Annotated in this window: 26 protein-coding genes and 1 riboswitch; of the genes, 4 read left to right on the top strand and 22 right to left on the bottom strand. The window is 65.4% G+C overall.

Annotated features, from left to right (window positions below; genetic code table 11):
- Positions 1 to 47: 47 nt before the first annotated feature.
- The 3 genes from recQ to K369_RS12105 all read left to right on the top strand — a co-directional run bounded on the left by recQ (position 48) and on the right by K369_RS12105 (position 5,541).
- A complete protein-coding gene (gene recQ, locus K369_RS12095) occupies positions 48 to 1,853 on the top strand; it encodes a DNA helicase RecQ (protein WP_036291494.1) in 1,806 nt (601 codons plus the stop codon).
- A gap of 169 nt (positions 1,854 to 2,022) precedes the next feature.
- Positions 2,023 to 3,252 (top strand): PepSY domain-containing protein, encoded by a 1,230-nt coding sequence (locus tag K369_RS12100; RefSeq protein WP_051949236.1) that lies wholly within the window; start codon positions 2,023 to 2,025, stop codon positions 3,250 to 3,252.
- A gap of 282 nt (positions 3,253 to 3,534) precedes the next feature.
- Complete coding sequence (locus tag K369_RS12105) at positions 3,535 to 5,541, top strand: TonB-dependent siderophore receptor (protein WP_036291496.1); 2,007 nt, start codon at positions 3,535 to 3,537, stop codon at positions 5,539 to 5,541.
- A gap of 4 nt (positions 5,542 to 5,545) precedes the next feature.
- On the opposite strand, the gene cysG is transcribed toward K369_RS12105, so the two are convergent.
- The 8 genes from cysG to thiC form a co-directional block, all read right to left on the bottom strand.
- A complete protein-coding gene (gene cysG / locus K369_RS12110; protein WP_036291498.1) occupies positions 5,546 to 6,952 on the bottom strand; it encodes a siroheme synthase CysG in 1,407 nt (468 codons plus the stop codon).
- A 295-nt stretch (positions 6,953 to 7,247) separates the two neighbouring features.
- Positions 7,248 to 7,646, bottom strand: coding sequence for a cytochrome c-554 (locus K369_RS12115; protein ID WP_036291499.1), 399 nt, complete (start codon positions 7,644 to 7,646; stop codon positions 7,248 to 7,250).
- 165 nt (positions 7,647 to 7,811) lie between these two features.
- Positions 7,812 to 8,435, bottom strand: a complete 624-nt coding sequence (locus K369_RS12120) for an alpha-ketoglutarate-dependent dioxygenase AlkB (protein ID WP_036295004.1) — start codon at positions 8,433 to 8,435, stop codon at positions 7,812 to 7,814.
- A gap of 32 nt (positions 8,436 to 8,467) precedes the next feature.
- Positions 8,468 to 9,088, bottom strand: a complete 621-nt coding sequence (locus K369_RS12125; protein WP_036291501.1) for a 2,3-bisphosphoglycerate-dependent phosphoglycerate mutase — start codon at positions 9,086 to 9,088, stop codon at positions 8,468 to 8,470.
- Between the two features lie 39 nt (positions 9,089 to 9,127).
- Positions 9,128 to 9,943 (bottom strand): 4-hydroxy-tetrahydrodipicolinate reductase, encoded by an 816-nt coding sequence (gene dapB / locus K369_RS12130; protein ID WP_036291503.1) that lies wholly within the window; start codon positions 9,941 to 9,943, stop codon positions 9,128 to 9,130.
- Between the two features lie 109 nt (positions 9,944 to 10,052).
- Positions 10,053 to 10,595 (bottom strand): molybdopterin adenylyltransferase, encoded by a 543-nt coding sequence (mog, locus tag K369_RS12135; protein WP_018266195.1) that lies wholly within the window; start codon positions 10,593 to 10,595, stop codon positions 10,053 to 10,055.
- Between the two features lie 329 nt (positions 10,596 to 10,924).
- Positions 10,925 to 11,167, bottom strand: coding sequence for a hypothetical protein (locus tag K369_RS12140; RefSeq protein WP_036291505.1), 243 nt, complete (start codon positions 11,165 to 11,167; stop codon positions 10,925 to 10,927).
- A gap of 211 nt (positions 11,168 to 11,378) precedes the next feature.
- Positions 11,379 to 13,211 (bottom strand): phosphomethylpyrimidine synthase ThiC, encoded by a 1,833-nt coding sequence (gene thiC / locus K369_RS12145; RefSeq protein ID WP_036291507.1) that lies wholly within the window; start codon positions 13,209 to 13,211, stop codon positions 11,379 to 11,381.
- A gap of 73 nt (positions 13,212 to 13,284) precedes the next feature.
- A riboswitch (TPP riboswitch) is annotated at positions 13,285 to 13,384 on the bottom strand.
- A 232-nt stretch (positions 13,385 to 13,616) separates the two neighbouring features.
- On the opposite strand from thiC, the gene K369_RS12150 reads away from it, so the two are divergent.
- The gene (locus K369_RS12150; RefSeq protein ID WP_036291510.1) at positions 13,617 to 14,942 is read left to right on the top strand and encodes an OmpP1/FadL family transporter; all 1,326 of its coding nucleotides are present in this window, start codon (positions 13,617 to 13,619) and stop codon (positions 14,940 to 14,942) included.
- Positions 14,943 to 15,045: 103 nt separating this feature from the next.
- On the opposite strand, the gene K369_RS12155 is transcribed toward K369_RS12150, so the two are convergent.
- From K369_RS12155 to K369_RS12205, 14 genes are all read right to left on the bottom strand, one after another.
- Entirely contained in the window at positions 15,046 to 16,137 is a 1,092-nt protein-coding gene (locus tag K369_RS12155; RefSeq protein ID WP_036291512.1) for an Mrp/NBP35 family ATP-binding protein, read from the bottom strand.
- Positions 16,138 to 16,262: 125 nt separating this feature from the next.
- A complete protein-coding gene (locus K369_RS12160; protein WP_036291514.1) occupies positions 16,263 to 16,574 on the bottom strand; it encodes a hypothetical protein in 312 nt (103 codons plus the stop codon).
- A gap of 191 nt (positions 16,575 to 16,765) precedes the next feature.
- The gene (locus K369_RS27690; RefSeq protein WP_084570655.1) at positions 16,766 to 16,993 is read right to left on the bottom strand and encodes a GDCCVxC domain-containing (seleno)protein; all 228 of its coding nucleotides are present in this window, start codon (positions 16,991 to 16,993) and stop codon (positions 16,766 to 16,768) included.
- 234 nt (positions 16,994 to 17,227) lie between these two features.
- On the bottom strand, positions 17,228 to 17,731 hold the full coding sequence (gene xerC / locus K369_RS27695) for a tyrosine recombinase XerC (protein WP_245278182.1): 504 nt from the start codon (positions 17,729 to 17,731) through the stop codon (positions 17,228 to 17,230).
- Positions 17,703 to 18,392 (bottom strand): hypothetical protein, encoded by a 690-nt coding sequence (locus K369_RS27700; protein ID WP_245278183.1) that lies wholly within the window; start codon positions 18,390 to 18,392, stop codon positions 17,703 to 17,705. Before K369_RS27700 ends, xerC begins: the two co-directional genes overlap by 29 nt.
- Entirely contained in the window at positions 18,278 to 18,607 is a 330-nt protein-coding gene (locus K369_RS28260) for a helix-turn-helix domain-containing protein (protein ID WP_156967862.1), read from the bottom strand. The genes K369_RS27700 and K369_RS28260 overlap by 115 nt, the downstream gene beginning before the upstream one ends.
- Complete coding sequence (locus K369_RS12170; RefSeq protein ID WP_036291516.1) at positions 18,604 to 18,840, bottom strand: hypothetical protein; 237 nt, start codon at positions 18,838 to 18,840, stop codon at positions 18,604 to 18,606. Before K369_RS12170 ends, K369_RS28260 begins: the two co-directional genes overlap by 4 nt.
- Positions 18,833 to 19,048, bottom strand: a complete 216-nt coding sequence (locus K369_RS12175; RefSeq protein WP_036291518.1) for a hypothetical protein — start codon at positions 19,046 to 19,048, stop codon at positions 18,833 to 18,835. The genes K369_RS12170 and K369_RS12175 overlap by 8 nt, the downstream gene beginning before the upstream one ends.
- On the bottom strand, positions 19,045 to 19,299 hold the full coding sequence (locus K369_RS12180; protein ID WP_036291520.1) for a hypothetical protein: 255 nt from the start codon (positions 19,297 to 19,299) through the stop codon (positions 19,045 to 19,047). The genes K369_RS12175 and K369_RS12180 overlap by 4 nt, the downstream gene beginning before the upstream one ends.
- A gap of 3 nt (positions 19,300 to 19,302) precedes the next feature.
- Positions 19,303 to 19,563 (bottom strand): hypothetical protein, encoded by a 261-nt coding sequence (locus K369_RS12185; RefSeq protein WP_036291521.1) that lies wholly within the window; start codon positions 19,561 to 19,563, stop codon positions 19,303 to 19,305.
- Positions 19,564 to 19,574: 11 nt separating this feature from the next.
- Positions 19,575 to 20,060 carry a single-stranded DNA-binding protein gene (gene ssb, locus K369_RS12190; protein ID WP_036291523.1) on the bottom strand — a complete coding sequence of 162 codons (486 nt, stop codon included), beginning with the start codon at positions 20,058 to 20,060 and terminating at the stop codon, positions 19,575 to 19,577.
- The gene (locus K369_RS12195; protein WP_036291524.1) at positions 20,060 to 20,296 is read right to left on the bottom strand and encodes a response regulator transcription factor; all 237 of its coding nucleotides are present in this window, start codon (positions 20,294 to 20,296) and stop codon (positions 20,060 to 20,062) included. The genes ssb and K369_RS12195 overlap by 1 nt, the downstream gene beginning before the upstream one ends.
- Complete coding sequence (locus K369_RS24650) at positions 20,293 to 20,703, bottom strand: ProQ/FINO family protein (protein ID WP_051949237.1); 411 nt, start codon at positions 20,701 to 20,703, stop codon at positions 20,293 to 20,295. The genes K369_RS12195 and K369_RS24650 overlap by 4 nt, the downstream gene beginning before the upstream one ends.
- A 4-nt stretch (positions 20,704 to 20,707) precedes the next feature.
- Complete coding sequence (locus K369_RS12205) at positions 20,708 to 23,083, bottom strand: ParB/RepB/Spo0J family partition protein (protein ID WP_036291527.1); 2,376 nt, start codon at positions 23,081 to 23,083, stop codon at positions 20,708 to 20,710.
- Between the last annotated feature and the right edge of the window lie 2 nt (positions 23,084 to 23,085).

Below are 23,085 nucleotides of genomic sequence, written 5' to 3' on the forward strand. Positions count from 1 at the left end.
GCCGCGCCACCCTCGCGCCCCGTCCCCCGGCGTGCTAACTCCTTCCCATGCCCTCCCTCCCCCCACAGGCGCGCGCGCTGCTCAAATCCGTGTTCGGCTATGAGGATTTCCGGCCCGGCCAGGCGGAGATCATCGCCGCGGTGCTGGCCGGCGAGCCGGTGCTCGCCATAATGCCCACGGGCAGCGGCAAATCCATGTGCTATCAGCTGCCCGCTCTCGTCGACGGCAAGCTCACTGTCGTCGTCTCGCCGCTCATCGCGCTGATGCGCGATCAGGTGCGGCAGATGCGCGCCTATGGCGTGCCGGCGGCGACGCTCAATTCCATGAACGACGCCGCCGAGAATGACGAGGCGCGCCGCGGCATTCGCACCGGCGAATTGCGGCTCTTGTTCGTCTCGCCGGAGCGGCTGGTCATGCCCGGCCTCATCGCCGAGCTGCAACGCGCCGGCGCGGCGCGCCTCGCCATAGACGAAGCGCATTGCGTCTCCGAATGGGGCCATGATTTCCGCCCGGAATATCGCGAGCTCGGCGCGACGGCGGCGACGCTCGGCGCGCAGGTCGTCGGCCTCACCGCCACCGCCGACAAGGCGACGCGCGCCGACATCGCCCAGCGCTTGTTCAAGACCAATCCGCATGTCTTTCTGCACAGCTTCGACCGGCCCAATCTGGCGCTCAATTTCGCCGCCAAGGACAGTCCGCGCCGCCAGCTGCAGCGCTTTTTGGACAAGCACCGCGGCGAGAGCGGCATCGTCTATTGCTCCTCGCGCGACGGCACAGAAAAGCTCGCCGCCTATTTCGCCGAGCAGGGCCATGGGGCCATCGCTTATCACGCCGGGCTCGAGCAGACGCTGCGCAATCGCAATCAGGATCGCTTCCTGCAAGAGGACGGAATCATCGCCGTCGCGACGATCGCCTTCGGCATGGGCGTCAACAAGCCGGACGTGCGCTTCGTCGCGCACGCCGACATGCCGTCGAGCGTCGAGGCCTATTATCAGGAGATCGGCCGCGCCGGCCGCGACGGGCTGCCGGCCGACACGCTCACGCTCTACGGCCTCGACGACATGGCCTTCCGCCGCCGGCAGATCGATCAGAAAGACGTGCCCGATGAGCGCAAGCGCATAGAGCACGACCGCTTCTCCGCGCTCGCCATGCTGTGCGAGACGCCCTCCTGCCGGCGCCAGATCTTGCTCGCCTATTTCGACGAGGAGAGCCCGCCTTGCGGACGCTGCGACGTCTGTCTCGGCCAAGTGCATGTCTATGACGGCACGGTGGATGCGCAAAAGGCGCTCTCCGCCGCCATGCGGACGGGGCAGCGCTTCGGCGCCGGCTATCTCGCCGATATTCTCATCGGCGAGGCCAGCGAGGCGGTGCGCCGCAACGGCCACGACTCCATCAAGACCTTCGGCGTCGGCAAGGATCGCTCCAAGCAGGATTGGAGCGCGATCCTGCGGCAGCTCTTCGCCGCGCGCGCTCTGGCGAGCACGGAGCATGGCGGCTTTCACCTGACGCAGAAGGGTGAGGATATTCTCTTCGGCCGCGCGCAGATTTCGCTGCGCCGCGATCCGCTGACCGCGAAGGCGCCGCGCGGCAAGCGCGGCGAGGCGCCGCGCGGCGCGCCGCTGGACGATCAGGAGGAGCGCGTGCTGGCGGCGCTGAAGAAAAAGCGCCTGGAGCTGGCGCGCGACGCCGGCCTACCGGCCTATATGGTCTTCCCCGATCGCACGCTGATCGAAATGGCGTCGCGTCGCCCGGCGACGCTCGACGAGATGCGCCGCGTGCAAGGCGTCGGCGAGCACAAGCTCGCGCAATATGGCGACGCTTTCCTCGAGGCGCTGTCGGACGCGCTGCGCTGAGCCGGCGCTCTCGGCGAGGGCGATACGCGCCGGGCGTCGTCCCGGCCGCCTGTTTCACATGACCTCCGGCAAAATTTCCCGACGCGCGTCGAGCTTCCCGTGACATTTGCGCTTCGCCGAAAAGCGCGCGATCTTTTCGCTGCGGCGGAAACAAAACAGGAGGCTTTTCATGACGCGCGCATTTTGGGTGTGGCTGCATCGCTGGACCGGTCTGACGATGGCGGCTTTTCTGATCGTTGTCGGGCTGACCGGCAGCATGCTCGCTTTTCTTCCCGAGCTCGATCATTTCTTCGCGCCGGAAGCTCACCCCGGACGCCACGCCGGCGTCGAGCTCGAACCCGCGGAATTGTTGCGCCGCGCCGAGGCGATCGCGCCCGAGGCGCGCGTGAACACTGTCTATCTCGGCGAGGAAGGCGTCGCGCAGATCGGCGTCGACGCCCGTCCCGGCGAGCCGCCGCTTCCTTTCGACAGCATCACGCTCGATCGCGTCACCGGAGAGGAACTGGGCGAGCGCATAAAATGGAACGGTCTGCCGACGTCGCGCGCCGGCATAATGCCCTTCGTCTACAGCCTGCATTACGAGCTGGCGATGGGCGGCGCGGGCGCATGGATTCTCGGCATTGTCGCGCTCGTCTGGACGATCGATTGCTTCGTCGCCTTCTATCTCACGCTGCCCCTGCCGAGCCGCGCCAATGCGCGCTCCTATCTCACGCGCTGGAAGCCCGCATGGCTGGTGAAGACCAGCAGCTCCTTCTATCGACTGAATTTCGATCTGCATCGCGCCGGCGGCCTGTGGTTGTGGGGCGCCCTGCTGATCTTCGCCTGGTCCAGCGTCTATATGGATCTCAATAGCGTCTATGCGCGCATCACGAGCTTGTTCTTCCATTATGAGCAGCCGATCTGGGCCGCGACGCCGGACGTCGCTCCGCCCGCCGACAAGACGCCGCTCGGCTGGGAGATCGCGCAGGCGACAGGCGCCCGGCTGATGAGCGAACACGCCGCCGCCGATGGTTTTTCCGTCGGGCCGGCAGCGGCCTTGTATCTGCTGCGGGAGAAAGGCGTGTTCGAATATCGCACGCATTCGTCTCGTGACGTCGGCGACAGGCATGGAGCCACCTCCGTCGTCTTCGACGCCTATACGGGCGAGCTGCGCCGCCTCGATCTGCCGACCGGCCAGCACTCCGGCAATACGATCACCGCCTGGCTCGTCGCTCTGCATATGGCGAGCGTGTTCGGCCTTTCCTATCGCGTCTTCGTCTGCGCGCTCGGCCTCGTCATCGCCATGCTGTCCGTAACCGGCGTCTATATTTGGTGGAAGAAGCGCGCGGCGCGCAAAGCGCATTCGACCACGCATGCGTTTTCAGAAATGTCTCGCGAAAGTAACACGACAGGTTGGTGAAAGATTCGCCGATGAATTTTGTCGTTCGATTGCAGTCGAAATAGAGTGCGTTATAAGAGAGCGGCATGCTGCGCCGGAGTGAGTTCTGCTCTGTTCGGCTGCGCGTTTCGCCGTGAGGTTCATGTGAGGTTTCATCCTGACGCATATTCTCGGGCGACGCGCGCAGAGCGTCGCCCGACGAGCGTAGATCCCTTGTTTTTGCTTGCTCGGAGCGAGAGACGAGACGCGCCGTCCAGCGCGCTTTCCTCCTATCGTCTACGGCGAAGCCTACGCGACATAGCGATGATCTCTGTCTTCGCCCTGCCCGCGTCCGCTCTTTGCGAGGAGGCGACGGAGGAAGCGAGAGTGGGCGTCGCACAGATGCGACCGGGAGAAAAAAAGGAGAAGGACGACGCGCCGAAGGCGAAGAGTCTCGGCAAGGATGTCGCGGGCGTCTTCGTCAATGCGTCGGTCTCCGATTCCGGCTATTCGCCGGGCTTCGTGATGCGCGGCTTTCCCGGCGGCCTCACTCTGTTCGACGGCGCCGCGCATGGCTTCACCTCGCAGGAGGTCAATCTTTCGACGGTCGATCACGTCGAATTCTACAAAGGCCCCTCCGCCATGCTGTTCGGCAGGGCGCTCGGCGGCTATGGCGGCTCGGCGAACTACATACGCAAGGCGCCGACGACGGAGACTTTTGCGCGCGGAACGGCGACGATCGGCGCATATGACGTCTATCGCACGACCTTCGACGTGAACGCGCCGCTGAACGACGCGCAGAGGCTGCTGTTCCGCATGACGGGCTTCGCGCAGAGCGTCGGCAGCTTCGTCGATTATGTGCGCACGCGCGGCTTTCTCATCGCGCCGACGGGCACGCTCATCCTCGACAATGGCGACAAGGCGACATTGCGCGCCGAATATAGCGCCTCGCGCCTCGTCTATCGCGACGGCGCTCCGGCCGCGCCGATCTTTCTACATGCGCCGCGCTCCTTCTACGCAGGGGCGCCGGTCTATGAGCATGAGACGCCGAATGCCGCGGATTTCACCTTTACCTATGAGCACGCCTTCGACGCCGACTGGTCGCTCACATCGGTCGTCGATTATTCGCTGAACGGCAACGAATACGGCTGGTTTCAGGGCTGGGGCTATGACGGCCTCCATTCGGTGACGCTCGGCCGCCCGGTGCAAACGCATCAGGCGTCGCGCAGCTTCGACGCGCAGCTGCGGCTGAACGGACGCTTCATGACCGGCGATATCGGCCACGCTGTATTTCTAGGCCTCGAGCATTGGGACTATTTCTACGGCCATGACGAAAAATTCGCGCGAGACAAGCTGCCGAACATCGACATAGGCGCGCCGATCTATCCGGTCGGCGTCGATTTTTCTGGCGCGCAATGGGCCAATGGCGCAGCGCGCGCCTGGAGCCGCTCTGTCTATGCGCAGGATCTCGTCGATCTCTCGCCGCAATGGCGCATTCTGCTCGGCGGCCGCTATGATCTGCTGGCGCAGCGCGAGACCGTCTTCGATCCTTTCGGCGCGCTCTCTGGAGCATCCTCTTCCACGCTCGGCAAGGGAACGCGCGGCTATTTCAGCCCCCGCGCCGGCATATTGTATCGACCGGACGAGCAGACGCATCTCTTCGTAGCTTACGGGCGCTCGCTCATTCCCAATATTTCCGTGCGCGTGAGAGGCGGCGACGCGCCGCCGCCACAGCAGGACACGCAATATGAGATCGGCTTCGAGCGGCGCTTTCCAGAATATAAGGCGCGATTCGAAGTGGGCCTGTTCGATGTGACGCGCGACCATGTCGCCATCGCCGACCCCGCCGATCCGGGCGGCTTCTACGCCCTCGTCACTGGCCGCCAGCACAGCCATGGCGTCGAATTCAATCTCTCCGGCGAAATTCTCCCCGGCCTTCAGGCGAGCGGCGCGGCTACTTTTCTGCACGCCGTCGTCGCCAAGGACTCCAATGTCCCCTCACAAGCCGGCAGCGATCTCCTCGGCGCGCCGCGACGCGTCTTCAGCGTCAGCCTCGACTACAAGCCTGAATGGGATGCGCTGCGCGGATTGGAGCTGGGCGCGAGCTATTATTACGCCAGCGCGGCGGAGGCGACGCTGCCCAATGTCCATGGCTTCACCCTCGCGCCGCAGCAGATGCTCGGCGCCTCGCTCGGCTATCGTTTCGACGAGCATTGGAAGCTCGATGTGAGCGCGAGCAATCTCACCGATCGGCCGAATTTTACTTCCGGCGGCGCGCTCTTTCGTGGCGAGCCGCGCTCGATCTCGGCGACATTGTCGTTCAAATATTGAACGCTCAGCCGCGCAGCGTCGCGCCGATCAGAACGAGGCAAGGTCCTTCGAGCGTCTCCTGCGCGACGCGCTGCGGCAGATCATGAATCGTGCCGGCGATGATGCGCTGCTGGGGCGTGCTGGCGCGCTCGACGAGAAAGGCCGGCGTCGCAGGGTCCATGCCCTCCTCGAGCAGGCGCTTCGACAGAGCGGGAAGCGTGCGATTGCCCATATAGACGGCCGTGGTCGCGCGGCGGTCGGCGAGCGCGCGCCAATCTATGTCCTCGGGGAATTTGCCGTCGCTCGTATGCGCGGTGACGAATTGCACGCGGCGCGCCGTGTCGCGATTGGTGAGCGAGACTTCGAGCGCCGCCGCCGCGGCGAGCGCCGCCGTCACGCCGGGCACGATCTCCGCCTCGAGGCCGGCGGCGCGAATGGCGTGGATCTCCTCATTGGCGCGGCCGAAGATCATCGGATCGCCGCCCTTGAGGCGCACGACATTCTTGCCTTCCTTGGCGAGCTTCACCAAGAGAGCGGTGATCTCCTCCTGCTTCACCGACGGCGCATAGCCGCGCTTGCCGACATTGATGCGCACCGCCTCGCGCCGCGCGAGATCGAGCACGGCGGCTGGCACCAGATCGTCGAAGAGAACGACATCGGCGCCGACGAGCGCGCGCAGCCCTTTCAACGTCAGCAGCTCCGGGTCGCCCGGCCCGGCGCCGACCAGAGTGACGCGACCGCGCGTGGAAGCTTCATCGGCGCGGCGCGTCTCCTCGAGCAGCGCGTCGAGGTCGATGTCCTGCGGCGCATGCTCGACACGCGCGAAAGCCTCGCGCGTAAAACGCCGCCAGAAATCACGGCGCGCAAAAAAATCCAGGCCCGAGGCCATCACGCGCGGACGCCAGGCGCGCGCCGCTCTGGTCCAGGCGGAGAAGCTCGATGGAATCAGCGTCTCGACCCGGGCGCGCACGGCCTGGGCGAAGGCCGGCGCCGCGCCGCTGGTGGAGACGCCGATGACCAGCGGCGAGCGATTGACGATGGCGCCCATCAGAAAATCGCTGAGCGCGGGCCGATCGGTGAGATTGACGGGAACACCCTGCCCTTTCGCCGCGTCACGAAAGGCCTGCGCCTCGGCGTCGTCCTCGATGACGGCGAGCGCCATGGCCGCGCCGGCGAGATCATCCGCGCGCCAGCCGCGCTCATGCAGCGTGAGGCGCTCGCGCGCCGCGACGACGGCCTGCAGCCGTGGCGACGGAGACGCCGCGAAGACATCGACCCAAGCCCCCGCCGCGGCGGCGAGGTCCGCCTTCCAGGCCGCGCCATCCGAGCCGCCAGCGACAACGACGCGCCGCCGCTCCAGCGCGTAGAACACCGGCAAGGTCGCGAGCTCCTGCATCAGCTCGGCTGGGACTTCGTCTGGCTTGCGCGTCAACTCGGCTCTCTCGACACTGTCATCTGGTCTTCCGGCCGAATGTCTCGGCGCGCTCCCCCTCTCCCCGCTCGCGGGGACAAGGCCGGGGTGAGGGGCTCGGGGCGCGAGCCAGAAACGGAAAACGCCCCGAGCCCCTCATCCTCACCTTCTCCCCGCGCGCGGGGAGAAGGAAGGCGGCGAGCGCAGCGCGAGCCGCTCGGTCGGAAACCATGTCACGAAGGCATTTAGCCCCTATCCGGCAAAAGAAAAAGCGGCCCGCGAGGGCCGCTTTCGCCAACCGAACGAAAGGTTCGGATTACTTCTTCTTGCCGTCGGCGCCGAACTGGCTGAGATAGGCCCAGACATTGTCCTGGTCCGCCTCGGACGGCAGGCCCGGGAACACCATCTTGGTGCCGGCGACCTTGGCCTTCGGATTCTTGACGAATTCCTTGAAGGCGGCCTCGTCCCAGGTGATGCCGGAGTTCTTGAGGGGGTCGGAATAGGTGTAGCCCTCCACCGCCGCGGCCTTACGGCCGTTGATGCCGTTCAGCTCGGGAGCCACGGCGTTCTTCGCCGTCTCGCCGACCTGATGGCAGGCCTTGCACTTGTTGAAGACCTTCTCGCCCGCCGCGGGATCGCCGGCGGCGATCGCCTGGCCGGCCATGGCGGTGAAAACGACGCCCGCAGCGAGCGCCAGTCTGGTCACAGATTTCATCCTCGTTCCTTTCCTCGAAGCGTCGTCCCCTGGGAACCGACTATCTTGGTTTTGCCGGCCCGGGCGTGACGCCAGCGCCGATCGTTCATCCCGCGGCCGGGAAACTATATCGGAGCGCTATTGGTGACAATATGCTCGCCCGCCTGAACGGGGCCTGAAATATCGTCAGGTAACGCGGCGCAACGTCAAATTGATGCGCCCGCCCTCGGCGAATAGCGGAGAGACGAGCTTCGGCGCGAGTTCCGGCAGCAGCCGATCGACGCCATGGAACCGCAGCCGCGCCGGCCCGCCCAGCGTCAGCACGTCGCCCGACGACAGAACGAAGGCCCGCGACGAATCGGAGCGCCGCGCGCCGCCGAGGCGAAAGCGGCAATCGGCGCCGAGAGAAACGGAGAAAATCGGCGCCGAAAAATCCGCTTCGTCACGATCCTGATGCGCGCCCATCTTCGCGTCGCGCCCATAGTAATTCACCAAGCAGGCCTGCGGCGGCTGCGAATGCTCGGCCAGCGCCGCCCAGGCGTCGAGCAGCATTTGCGGCATGGGCGGCCAGGGCTCGCCGGTTTCGGGATGACGCGCCTCATAGCGATAGCCGCGCGACTGATCGCTGAGCCAGCCGAGCGGGCCGCAATTGGTCATGCGCACGGAGAAGGGCTGTCCGGTGCGCGGCATGGTCGATGTGAACAGAGGCGCGCGAGCGACGATCCGCTCCAGCTCGCGCAGCAGAGCGAGCTGCGCCGCCTCGTCGAAATAGCCGCGATAGAGGCGAACGCCAGGCGCCATCTCGGACATGATCGCTCCCTCCGGCGCGGAGCGGCCGCGCATCACCGGTCGAGCACTTCCTTGGTGGCGACGGTCGAATCGGAGTTGAGCCGGTAGACGATCGGCACGCCGGTGGCGATCTCCAGCGAGGACACCGATTCGGGCGTCAGCCGGTCGAGCACCATGGCCAGAGCGCGCAGCGAATTGCCATGCGCGGCGACCAGCACACGCTCGCCCCGCATGGCGCGCGGAAGAATCTCCTGGCAATAGAATGGCAGCACACGCGCCACCGTATCCTTGAGGCTCTCGCCGCCGGGCGGCGCGACGTCATAAGAGCGCCGCCACAGCCGCACCTGCTCCTCGCCCCATTGCTGGCGCGCCTCGTCCTTGTTGAGGCCGGAGAGGTCGCCGTAATGCCGCTCATTGAGCGCGCGGCTGCGGATGACGGGCACATCTCTCTGCCCGAGCTCCTGAAAGGTGAGATCCAGCGTGTGCTGCGCGCGCAGCAGCAGCGAGGTGAAGCCGATGTTGAAGCGCAGATCGATGCGCTTGAGCTCCCGCCCGGCTCGCCGCGCCTCCTCTGTCCCCTTGGGCGTGAGGTCGGGATTCTTCCAGCCCGTGAAGAGGTTTTTGGCGTTCCACTCGCTTTCGCCATGGCGGAGGAGGACGAGAATACGGTCCATGCGGGCTATGTCCCTCGAATCGAACGATGCGGCGCGCGATCAGGCGCCGGCGAGGCCGAGCACATCGGCCATAGAATAGAGGCCGGCCGGCCGACCTCGCGTCCAAACTGCGGCGGCGATCGCGCCGCGCGCGAAAATGCCGCGATCCTCGGCGCGATGCGTGAGCTCTATGCGCTCCCCCGCCCCGGCGAAAATAACCGAATGCTCGCCCACAACCGTGCCGCCGCGCAGCGAGGCGAAGCCTATGTCGCCCTCCCGGCGCGCGCCGGTGAGGCCGTCGCGGGCGCGGGCGCTATGCTCGGCGAGCGCGATCTCGCGTCCCCGCGCCGCCGCCTCGCCCAAAAGGAGCGCCGTGCCCGAGGGCGCGTCCACCTTCATGCGGTGGTGCATCTCGACGATCTCTATGTCCCAGGCGGAGCCGAGCGCCTTTGCGGCGCGCTCCACCAGCACGGCGAGAAGATTGACGCCGAGGCTCATATTGCCGGAGCGCACCACAGGAACGCGCTCGGCCGCAGCGGCGAGAGCGGCGAGGTCCTCGCCCGAAAATCCGGTGGTGCCGATGACATGGGCGACGCCGGCCGCCGCCGCGAGCCCGGCCAGCGCCACAGTCGTCGCGGGCGTCGAAAAATCAATGGCCACATCCGCCGTCGCCAGCGCGGCCGCGACATCGGCGGAAAGGCGCACCCCATTGGCGGGGCGCCCGACCAGCAGGCCGGCGTCCTCTCCAAGGACGGGGGAATCGGGCGATACGAGCGCGCCGGTCAGAGCGACGCCTTTCGTCTCGCCGGCGGCGGCGATGAGCATCCGGCCCATGCGGCCGGCGGCGCCGACGATGACCAGCCGCACATCGCTCATGACGCTTCGCCCCCCTTTTGAATCCACGCGGCCTCACTCGAGCCGGCGGCCAGTCTATACAGCCCCGATGCGCGAATGAGAAGGGGAGACGCCCCACCCGATCGGGCGGCTATTTGCCTTTCGGGCGGAAGGCGGCGACGCGCGCCGGATCTGTCTCTATATAGGCCGCGCCGATGAGATCGAGACAATAGGGCACGGCCGGCATCACCGCGTCGAGGCAGAGCTCGATTGCGGCCGGCTTTCCGGGCAGGTTGATGACGAGGCATTTGCCGCGATGCGCGGCCAATTGCCGCGACAATATCGCCGTCGGCGTCTGCGCCAGCGACACTTTACGCATCAGCTCGCCAAAGCCCGGCAATTCGCGCGGCGCGGCGGCGAGCGTCGCCTCCGGCGTCAGATCGCGCGGCGACGGCCCCGTGCCCCCCGTGGTGACGACGAGATCGCAGCCGATATTGTCGGCGAGATCGATGAGCGTGTCGCGCACGCTCTCGAAGCCGTCGGGGATGAGGCGCCGCTCTATGCGGAAGGGCGTGGTCAGCACCTTCTCGAAATAGGCGGCGATGGCCGGTCCGCTGATGTCCTCATAGACGCCGGCGCTGGCGCGGTCGGAGGCGGTGACGACGCCGATGACGGCTTGCTGTCTCTCAGTCATGCGCCGCACAATAGCGGGTCCAAGGCGCGAGACAACCGAAAGCTCCGTCGATCGTGACGACGAAGCAGCCTCGAATCGGAAGTGATGAACGATGGGGGAGCGGCGTCGCCTCTTCTGAGCGAGAGAGCGTTATCCGCAGCGTCGGCGCATCGAGCGCAATATTGGAAACGCGGCGACTGTATGAAATTCGAGCACAGCGCTCGCGAGATTGTCTGTCCGAGGCCTCCTCTCCGAAGCCTCCTGGGCGCGCGATATATCGCGCGCCCGGCGGCGTCACGAGCCTCGAGGCGAGCTTTGCGCCCGCCGGGCTCGCGTCGATCCGATAAGGATTACTCCTTCACAGAGGCCGGCTCGCAGCCGCACTTCGTGTAGCAAGCGTCCCGGTCCGTCTTGGCCTTCAGGAGACCCTCCGGGCCTGTCGAGAAGCGGTTCTTCACGGACACGTATTCGAAGTAGCACTTGTCGACGCAGACGCCCTGCTTGTCTTCATCCTTGATGTCGCAGCCGGCGAAAACCGGGCCGACCATGCCGAGCGACAGAGCAGCGGCCGTCACAATGGCGCGAATGTTCATTTGCCGTTTCCCTCTTTTGGACGTGGGAGCATTTGTCCCTTATTTTGTTACAGGGCGCATCGTCCCGCGGGGCAAATAGGCTGTTTCCGCTGCGACTGTCAATGTAATTGACATTTCGGTGTCGCGCCGAAGACGATGCGGAGAAAGCCTTCGCTGCATTGCAGAAAAAGCTCCCGCCCGCATTTTCTGACGAAAACCGCCGTCGCGCGCCTCATTCCGCGACGTAGATCTGCGCGCCCTTCTCCAAAAATTCCGCGCTCTTTTCGGCGAAGCCCTTCTCCCGCTCGGCGATGGCCGCCGCCTCCTCGCGCAGATCGCGCGTGATCTGCATGGAGCAGAATTTCGGCCCGCACATGGAGCAGAAATGCGCGACCTTATGCGCCTCCTTGGGCAGCGTCTCGTCGTGATAGCGGCGCGCCGTATCGGGATCGAGACCAATGTCGAACTGATCCTCCCAGCGGAAATCGAAACGCGCGCGGCTCATGGCGTTGTCGCGTTCCTGCGCCGCGGGATGGCCCTTGGCGAGATCGGCCGCATGCGCTGCGATGCGATAAGTGATGACGCCGGTCTTCACATCCTCGCGATCGGGCAGGCCGAGATGCTCCTTGGGCGTCACATAGCAGAGCATCGCCGTGCCGAACCAGCCGATCATCGCGGCGCCGATGGCGGAAGTGATGTGATCATAGCCGGGCGCAATGTCGGTGACGAGCGGCCCGAGCGTGTAGAAGGGCGCCTCGCCGCAATCGCGCAGCTGCTTTTCCATATTCACTTTGATCTTGTGCATCGGCACATGGCCGGGGCCTTCGATCATCACCTGGCAGCCCTTGTCCCAGGCGACCTTGGTCAATTCGCCCAGCGTCTCCAGCTCGGCGAATTGCGCTGCGTCATTGGCGTCGGCGATGCAGCCCGGACGCAAACCGTCGCCGAGCGAGAAGGAGACGTCATAGCGGCGCATGATGTCGCAAATCTCGTCGAAGCGCTCATAGAGGAAGCTCTCCGAATGGCGCGACAGGCACCAGCGCGCCATGATCGAACCGCCGCGCGAGACGATGCCGGTGACGCGATCCGCTGTGAGCGGCACATGGGCGAGACGCACGCCGGCGTGAATGGTGAAGTAATCGACGCCCTGCTCCGCCTGCTCGATCAGCGTGTCCTTGAACACTTCCCAATCGAGCTTGGTGGCGTCGCCGCCGACTTTCTCCAGCGCCTGATAGATCGGCACTGTGCCGATGGGCACGGGCGAGTTGCGGATGATCCAGTCGCGGATGTTGTGGATGTTGCGGCCGGTGGAGAGATCCATCACCGTATCGGCGCCCCAGCGGATCGCCCACACCATCTTCTCCACCTCCTCGGCGACCGAGGAGGTGATGGCCGAATTGCCGATATTGGCGTTGACCTTCACCAGGAAATTGCGGCCGATGATCATCGGCTCGGCTTCCGGATGATTGATGTTGGCGGGAATGATGGCGCGACCGCGGGCGATTTCCTCGCGCACGAACTCCGGCGTCACGAAAGCCGGAAGCGCGGCGCCGAAGCCCTCCCCCGCCTCGATCCGCTCCCCCGCCTGCGCGAAGGCGCGCTCGCGGCAGAGATTCTCGCGATGCGCGACATAGATCATCTCCTCGGTGACGATTCCGGCGCGCGCGAATTCGAGCTGCGTCGCCGGCGCCGAGCCGGCGGCGCGGCGAATGGCGCGCGGCGCGGGACAGGGCGGGACCAGCCGATCCTCGCCGACGAAGCCATTGTCCTCCGGCTTCACCGCGCGACCGTCATAGGCCTCGAGCCCGGCGCGGCTCTCCAGCCAGCGTCGCGCCGCCGGCAGGCCGGCCGCGAGATCGGGCGTGAAATCGGCGCAGCTATAGGGACCGGACGGGTCATAGACGCGCAGAGGCGCGTCGCCGGCGGAGGGGTGAAGCGCGATCTCGCGGACGGGAACGCGAATATCCTCGCGGCCGCGCGGCGCGAAATAGAGCTTGCGCGAGGCGCCGATCGGCCCGGTGGTCACGCTCTGGGGCGTCGTCGGGCGCTTGTCCTGCACGTTCATCGTCGCGCTCCATTGGTTCTGAGGATGGGCGGCGGGCGATGAAGTCGGGCGCGCCGTCCCGAAAAATCGGGCGTCGCGTCCTGCTGGCCTTCCCTCGCGCCGGCATTACCCGGATCAGGTTCGATGGGTGCTTCTCAGCCGCTCCTCTCGGAGAGGCGCCCCTCGCCATGCCGTGATTTTATCCGTGGCCTCGGATCGCGGCAAGCCGGCAATCATGCGCTGTGGCAAAAACGTGACAGACCTCGAATTATTCACGGAAATCCGGGCGACGGCGCTGTCGCGGGGCGAGCGCTCTGCTAGGGTCTCGGACAATAGTGAGTCGTGTGATGAGAACGCCGCCGGGTTGCCGAGTGCTTCTAAATGGCGTGTGAACGGCGACCGAAATCTGGGGCGGGGCGATAGATAATGAACGGATATTCCTGGCGTAATTTCGTCTCGGCGACGGCTCTGACAGTCTCTCTCACGGCTCCTGCGCTCGCGGCGGACGGCTATTTTCTGATCGGCTATGGCCCGCGTCAGAAGGCGCTGGGCGGCGCCGGCGTCGCCGATTCGCGGGATTCCATGGCGATCTCGATCAATCCGGCCGGCATTGTCGATCTCGAGCGCCAGATGCATCTGGGCATCACCGCCCTCATGCCCGAGCGCGGCTATTCCACCGAGGGGCGGCCCAAAGTGGTGGCGCCCGGCGATATTCGCAGCGGCCGTCCGATCTTTCCGGTGCCGAACAGCGGATATGTTTCGCCGATCGACGCCAATTCGTCCTGGGGCACGGCGTCCTACGGCAATGGCGGCATCGCCACTTCTTTCGATTTCGGCCATTATCACCCGCCGCTCGGCGGCCCGTTCGGCGGCGGCTACGCCGGCGTCAATCTGGAGCAGTCCTTCACCAGCTTCGCCTATGCGCAAAAATTCGGCTCGCTGGCGATCGGCATAGCGCCGACGATCGCGGTGCAGATGATCAATCTCCAGGGCCTCAAATCCTTCTCGCCCTATTCGAGCGACATGTATCGCCTGTCGGACAATGGCTACGATTGGTCCTTCGGCGGCGGCATGCGCTTCGGCATGCAATGGCGCGTGACGGATCAATTTCGCATCGGCGCCGCCGCGTCGACGCCCATGTTCATGACGCGCTTCGCCAAATATGCCGGCCTTTTCGCCGATGGCGGGCGCTTCGACATTCCCGCCTCGATCACCGCCGGCGTCGCCTATGACGTCACGCCCGATCTGACGGTGATGGCCGACTGGCGCCATATTTTCTATTCGGGCGTCTCCTCGGTGAGCAATCCGAGCTTCCCGGTCCTCTATCACTCGCTCGGCTCGTCGAATGGCCCCGGCTTCGGCTGGAAGGACACCGATTCGGCGTCCTTCGGCGTCGAATGGCGCGCTCAGCCGGGGCTCGCCCTACGTCTCGGCTATCATTATGCGACCAATCCGATACCGACGAACAGCGTGACGCTGAACATACTGGCTCCGATCATCAATGCGCATCACGCGAGCGCCGGCGTGAGCTACGCCATCACCAAAAATTCGACGATCGACGTCGCCTTCGTCTATGGCTTCAAGAACAGCGTCCGCGGGCGCGAGGCGCTGCCGCAGACGCCGGCGACGCCGTTCGGGGCCTATAATCCTGCCGCCAACGTCAATATCTGGCTGCGCGGAACCGAAGTCTCCATCGGCTGGAACTACAAATTCGACCTCGGCGACGATTCTTTCATCCCGACCCATCTCTGAAGACAGGTCGGCGGCGGCGAGAGCCGAGCGCGCCTGACCAGCCCAAGAGAAAAAGCAAAAGGCCGCGGCCCGCCAGACGGCGGCCGTGGCCTTTTCGCATGTCTCAGCCGATGACGATTTTCGGCGGCGCCTTGCGCGACTGCGTTTCCAGCAGGTTCTTCACCTTGGCGGCGAGCTCCTTGTAGATCGCCGCATGCGGGCCTTCCGGCGCGGAGGCGACGACCGGCGTGCCGGCGTCCGAGGTCTGGCGAATGGTGAGATCGAGCGGCACCTCGCCGAGGAAGGGGACGCCCAGCGCCTCGGCGTCCTTCCGCGCGCCGCCATGGGAGAAGATGTCGGTGCGGCCGCCGCAATGCGGGCAGAGGAAATAGCTCATATTCTCGATAATGCCGAGAATGGGCGTCGAGACCTTCTGGAACATGGCCACGCCGCGGCGCGCGTCGATCAGCGCCAGATCCTGCGGCGTCGAGACGACGACCGCGCCGGCGAGCGGCACTTGCTGCGCCATGGTCAGCTGCGCGTCGCCGGTGCCGGGCGGCATGTCGACGACGAGCGCGTCCAGCTCGCCCCAAGCGACCTCGCCCAGCATCTGGCCGAGCGCCTGCGCCACCATCGGCCCGCGCCAGACCATGGGCACATCCTCCTCGACCAGAAAGCCGATGGACATGATCTTGATCCCATAGGCCTCGAGCGGAATCATCTTATTGCCGACGACCTCGGGCTTGCCGCTGAGGCCGAACAGGCGCGGCGCGGAGGGGCCGTAGATGTCGGCGTCGAGCAGGCCGACGCGCCAGCCCTGCGCCGCGAGGCCGAGCGCCAGATTGGCGGAGGTTGTCGATTTTCCGACGCCGCCTTTGCCCGAGGAAACCGCGACGATATATTTGATCTTCTCGATCGCGGCGATGGTCTTGCGCTGCGGCGCCTGTCCCGGCGGCGGCGCGGCGGGCGCCGGCGCCCGCTCGGCGGTCAGCGTCACGATCGCCGCCTCTATCCCCGGCACGGTCTTCACAGCGCCCTCCACGGCGACGCGCAGCACCTCGAGCTCCTTGGCGCGCGCCGGATCGCCGGTGAGCGAGACGAAGGCCTTGGCCCCCGACACATTGACTCCGCTGACGAGGCCGGCCGCGACAATCGACTTGCCGTCCGGACCGGCGACGCTCTCCAGCGCTTTCAAGACTGATGCTTCATCGGCCACTGTCTTCGCCTTTCGCACGAACCCGCATCCGACGCCCTCACGAGGAGGGCGTCTTTTGGAAGCGTTCTACGCAATCGGTATGCCGATATTCGGCCGATGCGTCTACGGGTCCGCGCGCTGGCGCGTCACGCCCGCTGCTTCTGAACGAGAGCATTGCGGATGAGGCCGACGATGGCGGTGACGATCGCGCCCGACACGCCGCCGCCGACGAGCTGTCCCGCGAAAACGGCGATATCGAATCCGCCATTGCCCGCCGCCCCGGCGAGCGCCGGAATGAGCGAGGTGAGGATGGAGCCGCCGCCCGCGCCGCCGAGCGCGCCGATGATGGCGTTGGCGATTGGGCCGAGATCGAAACTCTTATTGGCCTTGGCGACGCCGGAGCCGCCGGCCGCGCCGGCAAAGAGCTGGATGATGAGATTGATGAGCGTCTCGGACATGGGCTGCGCCTTTCGTTAATGGTTTACGACCGTAACGAACTCGCGCGCGATGGCGGATTATCAACCCTGCCGGGACTGACAGCGGCGGATTGCTCGCGTCGCGGGCGCCTGGCTCGAGCGCGAACCGCCACGGACCCGCGCTCGCTTTATTCCTTCTCGGCTCTCGGCGTAGGGGAATGATCGGGATCACGCTATCCGCGAGGGCAGCACCGATCGTTATCCGCATTTTCTTGCGATCTCTGGATCGGAGGGCACGGCGAGTCGCCGTAAGAGCAAAATACGCAGCAATCGCCGGCCTTGGGCCGAAGCATCGCCTTGCACTTCTTGCATTCGTAAAAGACGACGCAAGCGTCCGCCGGCATCGCTTCAGCGGATTTATGGCCGCAGAATGGACAGGTTATCGTAGACACGAGATGCATCGGGTTGCCTTATTCGGCCGACCCGACGTGCGCCGACGCTCGCTCACTTTCGATTGACGGCGGGGGACGATTTGAAAAGACCGAGTCGGCCTCTATCCGCTCACGCTCTCGAAAGTCATATGCTCAAGATGAGCAATGGTCGGAGTGGCGGGATTCGAACCCACGACCCCTTGTCCCCCAGGTTCATATTCACGATCGGCGAACTCTCGCTGATTCATGATGTTATGATGTGGATCATCCCGCTGTGCGGGACTTTTTGCGGGATTTCGACGCGGCCTCCATGCCGGCGGCGACCTCCTCGTCCAGCACATGGGCGTAGCGCGTCGTCGTCTCTATCTTGGAATGATGGAGGGCGCGCTGGACGAGCCGGAGGTTGCCGGTCTCCCGGAGCAGCTTGGTCGCGAAGTCGTGGCGCAGGTCGTGGAAGCGGAGGTCGGACGGTAGAGAGGGGCCGGAGGCGCGGGGGCGCTTGGCGCGGCGCCAGAGGGTTTTTAGGCCGGAGGGGGTTATGGGCAGGCGGGCGCCCTTGGGGTGGCCCTTCTGCCCTTTTTTGTCCCGCTTGGCGCGGGCGGCGGCGTAGGTGAAAACAAAATCGGTCGGATTGGCCATTTCGGCCATCAGGATGGCGCGCATCTCCGAGGTGATCGGATGGTCGATCGCCTTGCCGCCCTTGCCGATCGTCCGAAGGCGGCCGGCGACGAGATCGACCTCAATCTTGCGGAGCAGGCACTCGGCCATGCGCAGGCCGGAGGCGCGGGCGAATTCGACGAGAGGGCGATAAGTCCGCCCGAATCGCCTCCTCGAGCGCGCCCTCCTCCCCTGTCCGCACCTCGCGGACGCGCTCGGACGTCTCCGGCAGAAGATGCTGGCTCCATTTCGGCTCGCGGGGAAAGGAGCGGCTCCAAAAATTTCGGGCGCGATTGAAGAGCTTCTGCAGGACCTCGACCGTCGAGCGATTGACCGTCGCCGGCGAGACGAGCGGCGCCGCGATCATCTTTCCCTTATTCGCCGGATCGGCGATCTTGCGGCGGCCTTTGACCGTCTGCGCCCGCCGCCAGGCGACGAGCTGGGCGATGTCGTCGTCGGTGATCTCATCGAGCCGCTTGCCGTCGCCGAAATAATCCTGCAGCCGGATCAGGTTTTTCAGCGTCGTATTCGAGGCCGCATGATGCTTGCCGACCTCCTCGAAATAGCGGACGGCGGCGGAGGCGATCGTGAGCGGGGCGCCCTGGGCCGACCTTTCGGCCTCGATGTCGGCTTTGGCCTTGGCTTTGGCCGCAGCCTCTATTTCTTTTGCTTCGCGGCGGTTCGCCGTGCCAGCTCCGCCCGTAAATCGACGACCGGCGAGCTGGAAGTCGTAGCTGTAGACCGTTTGGCCTTGGCGTTTGAAGACTGACATTTCGGCGTCTCGAACTGCTTGCGGGAGCGCGCAAAGGCCTCGATGTCCGCCGGATCGAAGGCGCAGCGCTCACGCTTCTTCCCGCGGCCGATCGGAATTTTGGGGATCGAACCATCCTGGACGAAGCCGAGCAAGGTCTTTTTCGAGACGCAGAGCCGCTTGGCCGCCTCCTCGGGGGTGATGAGGGCGAAAGTCGGAGATTCGTCCGCGATCATCCTCTGGCCCCTTTCGCATTTTCGGCGCGGTCGAGGAGCGCCTCCTCGACCAGCTGCCTGATCTGGGCCGCGAAGCTGGAATTCTCGCGGAGGGCTATGCCTCGCACTTCGGCAAATGTCTCCTCGTCGAAGGCGATGACGATTCTTCGCGTCCCGTCGGGGTAGAGCGAGCCTTTGCCGGCCGGCCGCCGAACGCCGATCGCCGGGCGCGCATATGTCGCGCGATCAGCCATGAAAGCACTCCGGGAAATTTTCCCTCAGCATGACGTTTGCCCTCGCGTCAAATGAGGCCCAATCGACCGCGCTGATGTCGAGGATGCACTGGCCGGCGCTGCTCGTCAGCGAGATCGCATCGCCGGCTTTGCCGGTGATCCACCACAGCTCGCCGCAGAAGACGAGCGTGCAATGATCGTCGTGCTGCCGATCGGAGATCGTGATCATGGTCGCGCCTCCGAGGTCGACGCTCTCATCGTGATGATCGGACGATACCAATTGATCATGATCTCGTTTTTACCAACGAGATCGCCATATTCGCCGATCATCCAGCGAGGCTGCTTGCAGTGAGGATCAAAGGCTCCGTCGAGCCTTTTCCAACGCTTCCCTGGCGTTGTGCCAGTCGGAATGGAGCATGAATATTCGCGGAGCTCGCGAAATTCTCTCCTCGTGAGGCGCAAGATGGGAAGATCCTCCATCGCTCACTCACCCTCGTGCTCGATGATGTTGGCGAGACGATCATGGGCCGGGCCGGAAAGATACATCCAAGGATGGCCCTCGACGGCGGCGCGCACGGTCTCTCCGGTGATCTTGAAGCTCGCGGCGACGTCGCGAACCGTCGTCGGCAGCGGCTGCAGGATCGACCAGATTTGAATGGCGTTGGCGAGATCGTCGACAGAGACGCCGCCTTCCTGGTGAAAGTCCGCGAGATCGTGGATATGAATCGATTGCGTGTCCGGCATGCTCGATCTCCTCAGAAGGGAATGTCGTCGTCGATCTGCTGCGAGATCGGCGCGCGCGGCGTATCGCCCATGGCCATGCGCGGATCGTCGTGCGGGCGGCGCGCGCTCTCGCGGCCGTAGTCGCTCTCATCGGGCGCGGCGCGCTCGGCGCGGTCGAGCAGCGCCAGCTCGCCGCGGAAGGCCTTCAGCAAAATCTCTGTGACCTTGCGCTCGACGCCATCCTTATCGGTGTAAGAGCGCGTCGCGAGCTGGCCTTCGAGATAGCAGAGCGAACCCTTGCGCAGATATTGCTCGGCGATCTTGCCGAGCGGCTCGTTGTAGACGACGACATTGTGCCATTCGGTGCGCTGGCGGCGTTCGCCGGAGTCTTTGTCGCGCCAGCTTTCGCTGGTCGCGAGCGAGAAAATCACCACGCGCGAGCCGGCGCCGGTCGTGCGAGACTCCGGATCGCGGCCCAGATGGCCGATGAGAATGACCTTGTTGACGGAGCCGGCCATCAAGCAGCCTCCCGCAAGGATCTCCAAGCCTCGACCGCCTCGCTCATCGAGCGCGCGGCGAGCTTATCGAAGATGGTGAGAAAGCGATTGTCGATCGTCTTGTCGCGCAAGGCGAGCGCGGCCGCGATCTCCTTGCGCGTCATGCCGCCTGCGGCGAGGCACATGACCTGCTCTTCCGCCGGCGTCAGCCGATCGGCGGGACGCGTCCCCGGGAAACAAAGCCCCTTCTTGCTCATATCGCCTCGCCTTTCTCTTGCGCCGGGCTTCCGCTCACGGCGACTTTCTTGCGAAAAACGGCCATGCGCAGCTCAGCCTGCTTCGCCTCCGTCTCGCTGACCTGTCCGGCCGGTTCGCCGTCGAGACCGATGCGCTGGGCGCTTGCGGTGAGATTGCGGCAGTAAGTCGGGCCGGAGGCGTAGTCGCGCAGAGCCGCGACAAGAGCCACCGGCGGCAGCTCCGGCATGGCGAGCTGCACATCGCGGCCAATGCCGATCTTCAGTGGCGGCTTGCTCGCGCCTCGTCCTCGAAAAGCGAGAGGAAAGCGCTCGCAGAGGATTTGACGCACATAGCGCGCATGCAGCGCGAGACGTCGCTCGCGACGATCGGCGACGGCGCCGGGAGGGAATTCGACGCTGTCCGGCATAGCGTCACTCCGCAGCGATTGCGGCGGCGCGCGCGGGCTTCAACGCGAGGCCGAGGTAATAGATTCCATCCTTTTGTCGCTGCTTCTCGACGCCGAGCGTTTTGAGCAGCATGCCGATCTCGTTTATCGAGACCTGCTCGCCTTGCGCCGCGAGATAGGCTTCGCGCAATTCGCTCGCCTTGAGGCGCGCGCCGTCGACTGTTTCGACATTGGCGGAGAGAAAACGCGCGAGCATGGGCGCGGAATGATGCGCGGAGGATTCACCGATGCGGATCGTCCAATCTTTTTCAGCTTGGCCGCGCGCTGGATCGTCGCGCTCGCCCGGATCACGATCGCCAGGCGCGTCATGAGCAGGCGCGGATGACGCTTGCGCGTCGCCGCCAGAATTCGCCAGAAATGGAGCCTCCTCGGCCTCTTCCTCATCGAGCAGGCGAACATCGTCGATCTCCTCATCCTCGGCCTCGTTCGCCTCGGCCTCTCGCAATTCGTCGGCTTTGATCGCCTCGGCCATCGCCTGCGCGGTCGAGCGACTATCCTTCGGCCGCGCGCGGGTGGCGTCGGCGAGAATATCGGGAAGCCAATGGCGATCCTTGGCGAGCAGAGCGGCGCACTGGACAATGTCGTCCTTCTTCAGCTTGCTCGCCGCTATCGCGGAGGCGTCGCCGTCGATCGCCGTTATGGCGGCGAGCGCATGATTTTTGCTCTCGGCCTTGAAATAGGCCTCGCGATCGAGCGCGCGATCGAGCGCCGAGGAGATATCGGAAAAGCGCGAGGCGACGCCGATCATCAGCCTCGGCAGATCAATATCTTTCGAGCGCGCCGAAGAAATGAAGCCGCCCGTCAGCTCGGCGAGCGCGCCGGGGACGAGGCTCGGATCGTCGAGCTGCGCGGCGCAACAGCTATAGAGCGCCTGCTCGAAAGGCTGTTCCTTGATCTTGCGCAGCAGATCGTTACGCGGCTTGCCGTAATGGATCGTCGAGCCCTTTCCGCCATAGCCGCGCGAGAGATCGAGCGTGTCGGCGCCGTAGCGGCAGCCGAGCGCGGCAGTGAGAAAGACGAGCGCGAGGCTGACATTGCGGCCGGTCACATCGGCGAGCGCCTTGTCCATGGTCTCATCCAGCACGGCGCGCAAGGCCTTCGCCGGCGGCTCGGGCAGCGACGGCATGGCGCCGGGCTCGGAAGCGATGGTCTCCAATCGTGGCGCGGAAAGCGGCCTCGATGTTGCGGCCGGCGGCGCATCCTCGTCCGGCTGCGCGACGCTGGGGCGCGGGACGCCGGCCTCGCGATAGACCACGCCGCGCTCGACGATGGCGCGGCCGGTGGAGATGCTCAGCGACAGATAGACACCCTGCTCGGCGCGATCCTCGGCGGAGATAGCGCGCAATATGGCGCGGGCCCCGATCTGCTCGATCTCGTCGATTGCGGCCTGGCGCTCGGCCTGCGGCAGAGCCTCGATCGCGTCGAGGCGCTCAATCTCCTCTTCAGTGTAATCGCCGTCGCTGGCGTCGAAAGCAAAATTCGCGTCATTCCAGCGATGCGCGTCCTTATGCTCGTAGCAGGCCCAGCCCCAGCCTTCCGCAGCGACAATGGCGGCGCCGATTCCCTCGAGCTTTTCCTCGGCCATGCGTTTCAGCAGCGCGCCGTCGAGAAACCAGCTGTGGCCCTCGAGTAGCTGCTCGTCGAGCGCGCCGCCCGCGGCCGCATAGGCCTCCTTGCCGACGAAGACGGCGAGATAATTCGTCTCGCGCACGGACTCGCCGCGCAGGCGCTCGAGCAGCTCTTCCGGCTCGGCGAGCGAGAAGTCTCCGCAGCATTGCTCTTCGAGCTCGTCCAGCTCGCTGTCCTGCTGCTCCGGGCTGGAAGCAGTGGCGAAGGCGCGCGCCAACTCGGCGCCAATGCGGCCTCGCCGCCAGTAATCGCGCACCTTCGCCGACAGATGGCCGAGACGTAGTCGGTCCTTAACATAGCGCAGGCTTTTGCCGGTCTTGCGCGCGATCTGCTCAGCATCGAGGAAAAAGCTCACGTGCAAGCGCACGAACTGTTCGAACTCGGAGACGGGATGAAGATCGCGGCGCTGAAGGAAGGAGATCAGGCTGACCTCGGCGGCCTGCTCGTCCGAGCCCTCGAAGATTTCGCAGGGGACGGGACAATCGACGCCGATGTCGCCATGCTCGACCAGCGACGCCAACGCCTGAAAGCGCCGGCCGCCGTCGAGCGCGACCGTCTTGCCGTCTTCGATCCGCAGCAGCAGCCGGTCGATGACGCCGTGCTCGCGGATGGAGGCGGCCAGCTCGGCGATCTCCTCCGGCGCGGCCGGCTCGTCGCGGCGGGCGTTGAAACGCGAGACGCCCGCGATCTTGTGCAGGGGCAGCGTGTCCATCG

The organism is Methylosinus sp. PW1 (assembly GCF_000745215.1).
In the GTDB taxonomy this organism is placed as follows: Bacteria; Pseudomonadota; Alphaproteobacteria; order Rhizobiales; family Beijerinckiaceae; genus Methylosinus.

What these genes read in the sequence shown, in the direction of transcription:
- recQ (WP_036291494.1), top strand. Translation starts at nt 48, where the DNA reads ATGCCCTCCCTCCCCCCACAGGCGCGCGCGCTGCTCAAATCCGTGTTC.
- K369_RS12100 (WP_051949236.1), top strand. Translation starts at nt 2,023, where the DNA reads ATGACGCGCGCATTTTGGGTGTGGCTGCATCGCTGGACCGGTCTGACG.
- K369_RS12105 (WP_036291496.1), top strand. Translation starts at nt 3,535, where the DNA reads ATGATCTCTGTCTTCGCCCTGCCCGCGTCCGCTCTTTGCGAGGAGGCG.
- K369_RS12115 (WP_036291499.1), bottom strand. Translation starts at nt 7,646, where the DNA reads ATGAAATCTGTGACCAGACTGGCGCTCGCTGCGGGCGTCGTTTTCACC.
- K369_RS12120 (WP_036295004.1), bottom strand. Translation starts at nt 8,435, where the DNA reads ATGTCCGAGATGGCGCCTGGCGTTCGCCTCTATCGCGGCTATTTCGAC.
- K369_RS12125 (WP_036291501.1), bottom strand. Translation starts at nt 9,088, where the DNA reads ATGGACCGTATTCTCGTCCTCCTCCGCCATGGCGAAAGCGAGTGGAAC.
- dapB (WP_036291503.1), bottom strand. Translation starts at nt 9,943, where the DNA reads ATGAGCGATGTGCGGCTGGTCATCGTCGGCGCCGCCGGCCGCATGGGC.
- mog (WP_018266195.1), bottom strand. Translation starts at nt 10,595, where the DNA reads ATGACTGAGAGACAGCAAGCCGTCATCGGCGTCGTCACCGCCTCCGAC.
- K369_RS12140 (WP_036291505.1), bottom strand. Translation starts at nt 11,167, where the DNA reads ATGAACATTCGCGCCATTGTGACGGCCGCTGCTCTGTCGCTCGGCATG.
- thiC (WP_036291507.1), bottom strand. Translation starts at nt 13,211, where the DNA reads ATGAACGTGCAGGACAAGCGCCCGACGACGCCCCAGAGCGTGACCACC.
- K369_RS12150 (WP_036291510.1), top strand. Translation starts at nt 13,617, where the DNA reads ATGAACGGATATTCCTGGCGTAATTTCGTCTCGGCGACGGCTCTGACA.
- K369_RS12160 (WP_036291514.1), bottom strand. Translation starts at nt 16,574, where the DNA reads ATGTCCGAGACGCTCATCAATCTCATCATCCAGCTCTTTGCCGGCGCG.
- K369_RS27690 (WP_084570655.1), bottom strand. Translation starts at nt 16,993, where the DNA reads ATGCATCTCGTGTCTACGATAACCTGTCCATTCTGCGGCCATAAATCC.
- xerC (WP_245278182.1), bottom strand. Translation starts at nt 17,731, where the DNA reads ATGGCCGAGTGCCTGCTCCGCAAGATTGAGGTCGATCTCGTCGCCGGC.
- K369_RS27700 (WP_245278183.1), bottom strand. Translation starts at nt 18,392, where the DNA reads ATGTCAGTCTTCAAACGCCAAGGCCAAACGGTCTACAGCTACGACTTC.
- K369_RS28260 (WP_156967862.1), bottom strand. Translation starts at nt 18,607, where the DNA reads ATGATCGCGGACGAATCTCCGACTTTCGCCCTCATCACCCCCGAGGAG.
- K369_RS12170 (WP_036291516.1), bottom strand. Translation starts at nt 18,840, where the DNA reads ATGGCTGATCGCGCGACATATGCGCGCCCGGCGATCGGCGTTCGGCGG.
- K369_RS12175 (WP_036291518.1), bottom strand. Translation starts at nt 19,048, where the DNA reads ATGATCACGATCTCCGATCGGCAGCACGACGATCATTGCACGCTCGTC.
- K369_RS12180 (WP_036291520.1), bottom strand. Translation starts at nt 19,299, where the DNA reads ATGGAGGATCTTCCCATCTTGCGCCTCACGAGGAGAGAATTTCGCGAG.
- K369_RS12185 (WP_036291521.1), bottom strand. Translation starts at nt 19,563, where the DNA reads ATGCCGGACACGCAATCGATTCATATCCACGATCTCGCGGACTTTCAC.
- ssb (WP_036291523.1), bottom strand. Translation starts at nt 20,060, where the DNA reads ATGGCCGGCTCCGTCAACAAGGTCATTCTCATCGGCCATCTGGGCCGC.
- K369_RS12195 (WP_036291524.1), bottom strand. Translation starts at nt 20,296, where the DNA reads ATGAGCAAGAAGGGGCTTTGTTTCCCGGGGACGCGTCCCGCCGATCGG.
- K369_RS24650 (WP_051949237.1), bottom strand. Translation starts at nt 20,703, where the DNA reads ATGCCGGACAGCGTCGAATTCCCTCCCGGCGCCGTCGCCGATCGTCGC.
- K369_RS12205 (WP_036291527.1), bottom strand. Translation starts at nt 23,083, where the DNA reads ATGGACACGCTGCCCCTGCACAAGATCGCGGGCGTCTCGCGTTTCAAC.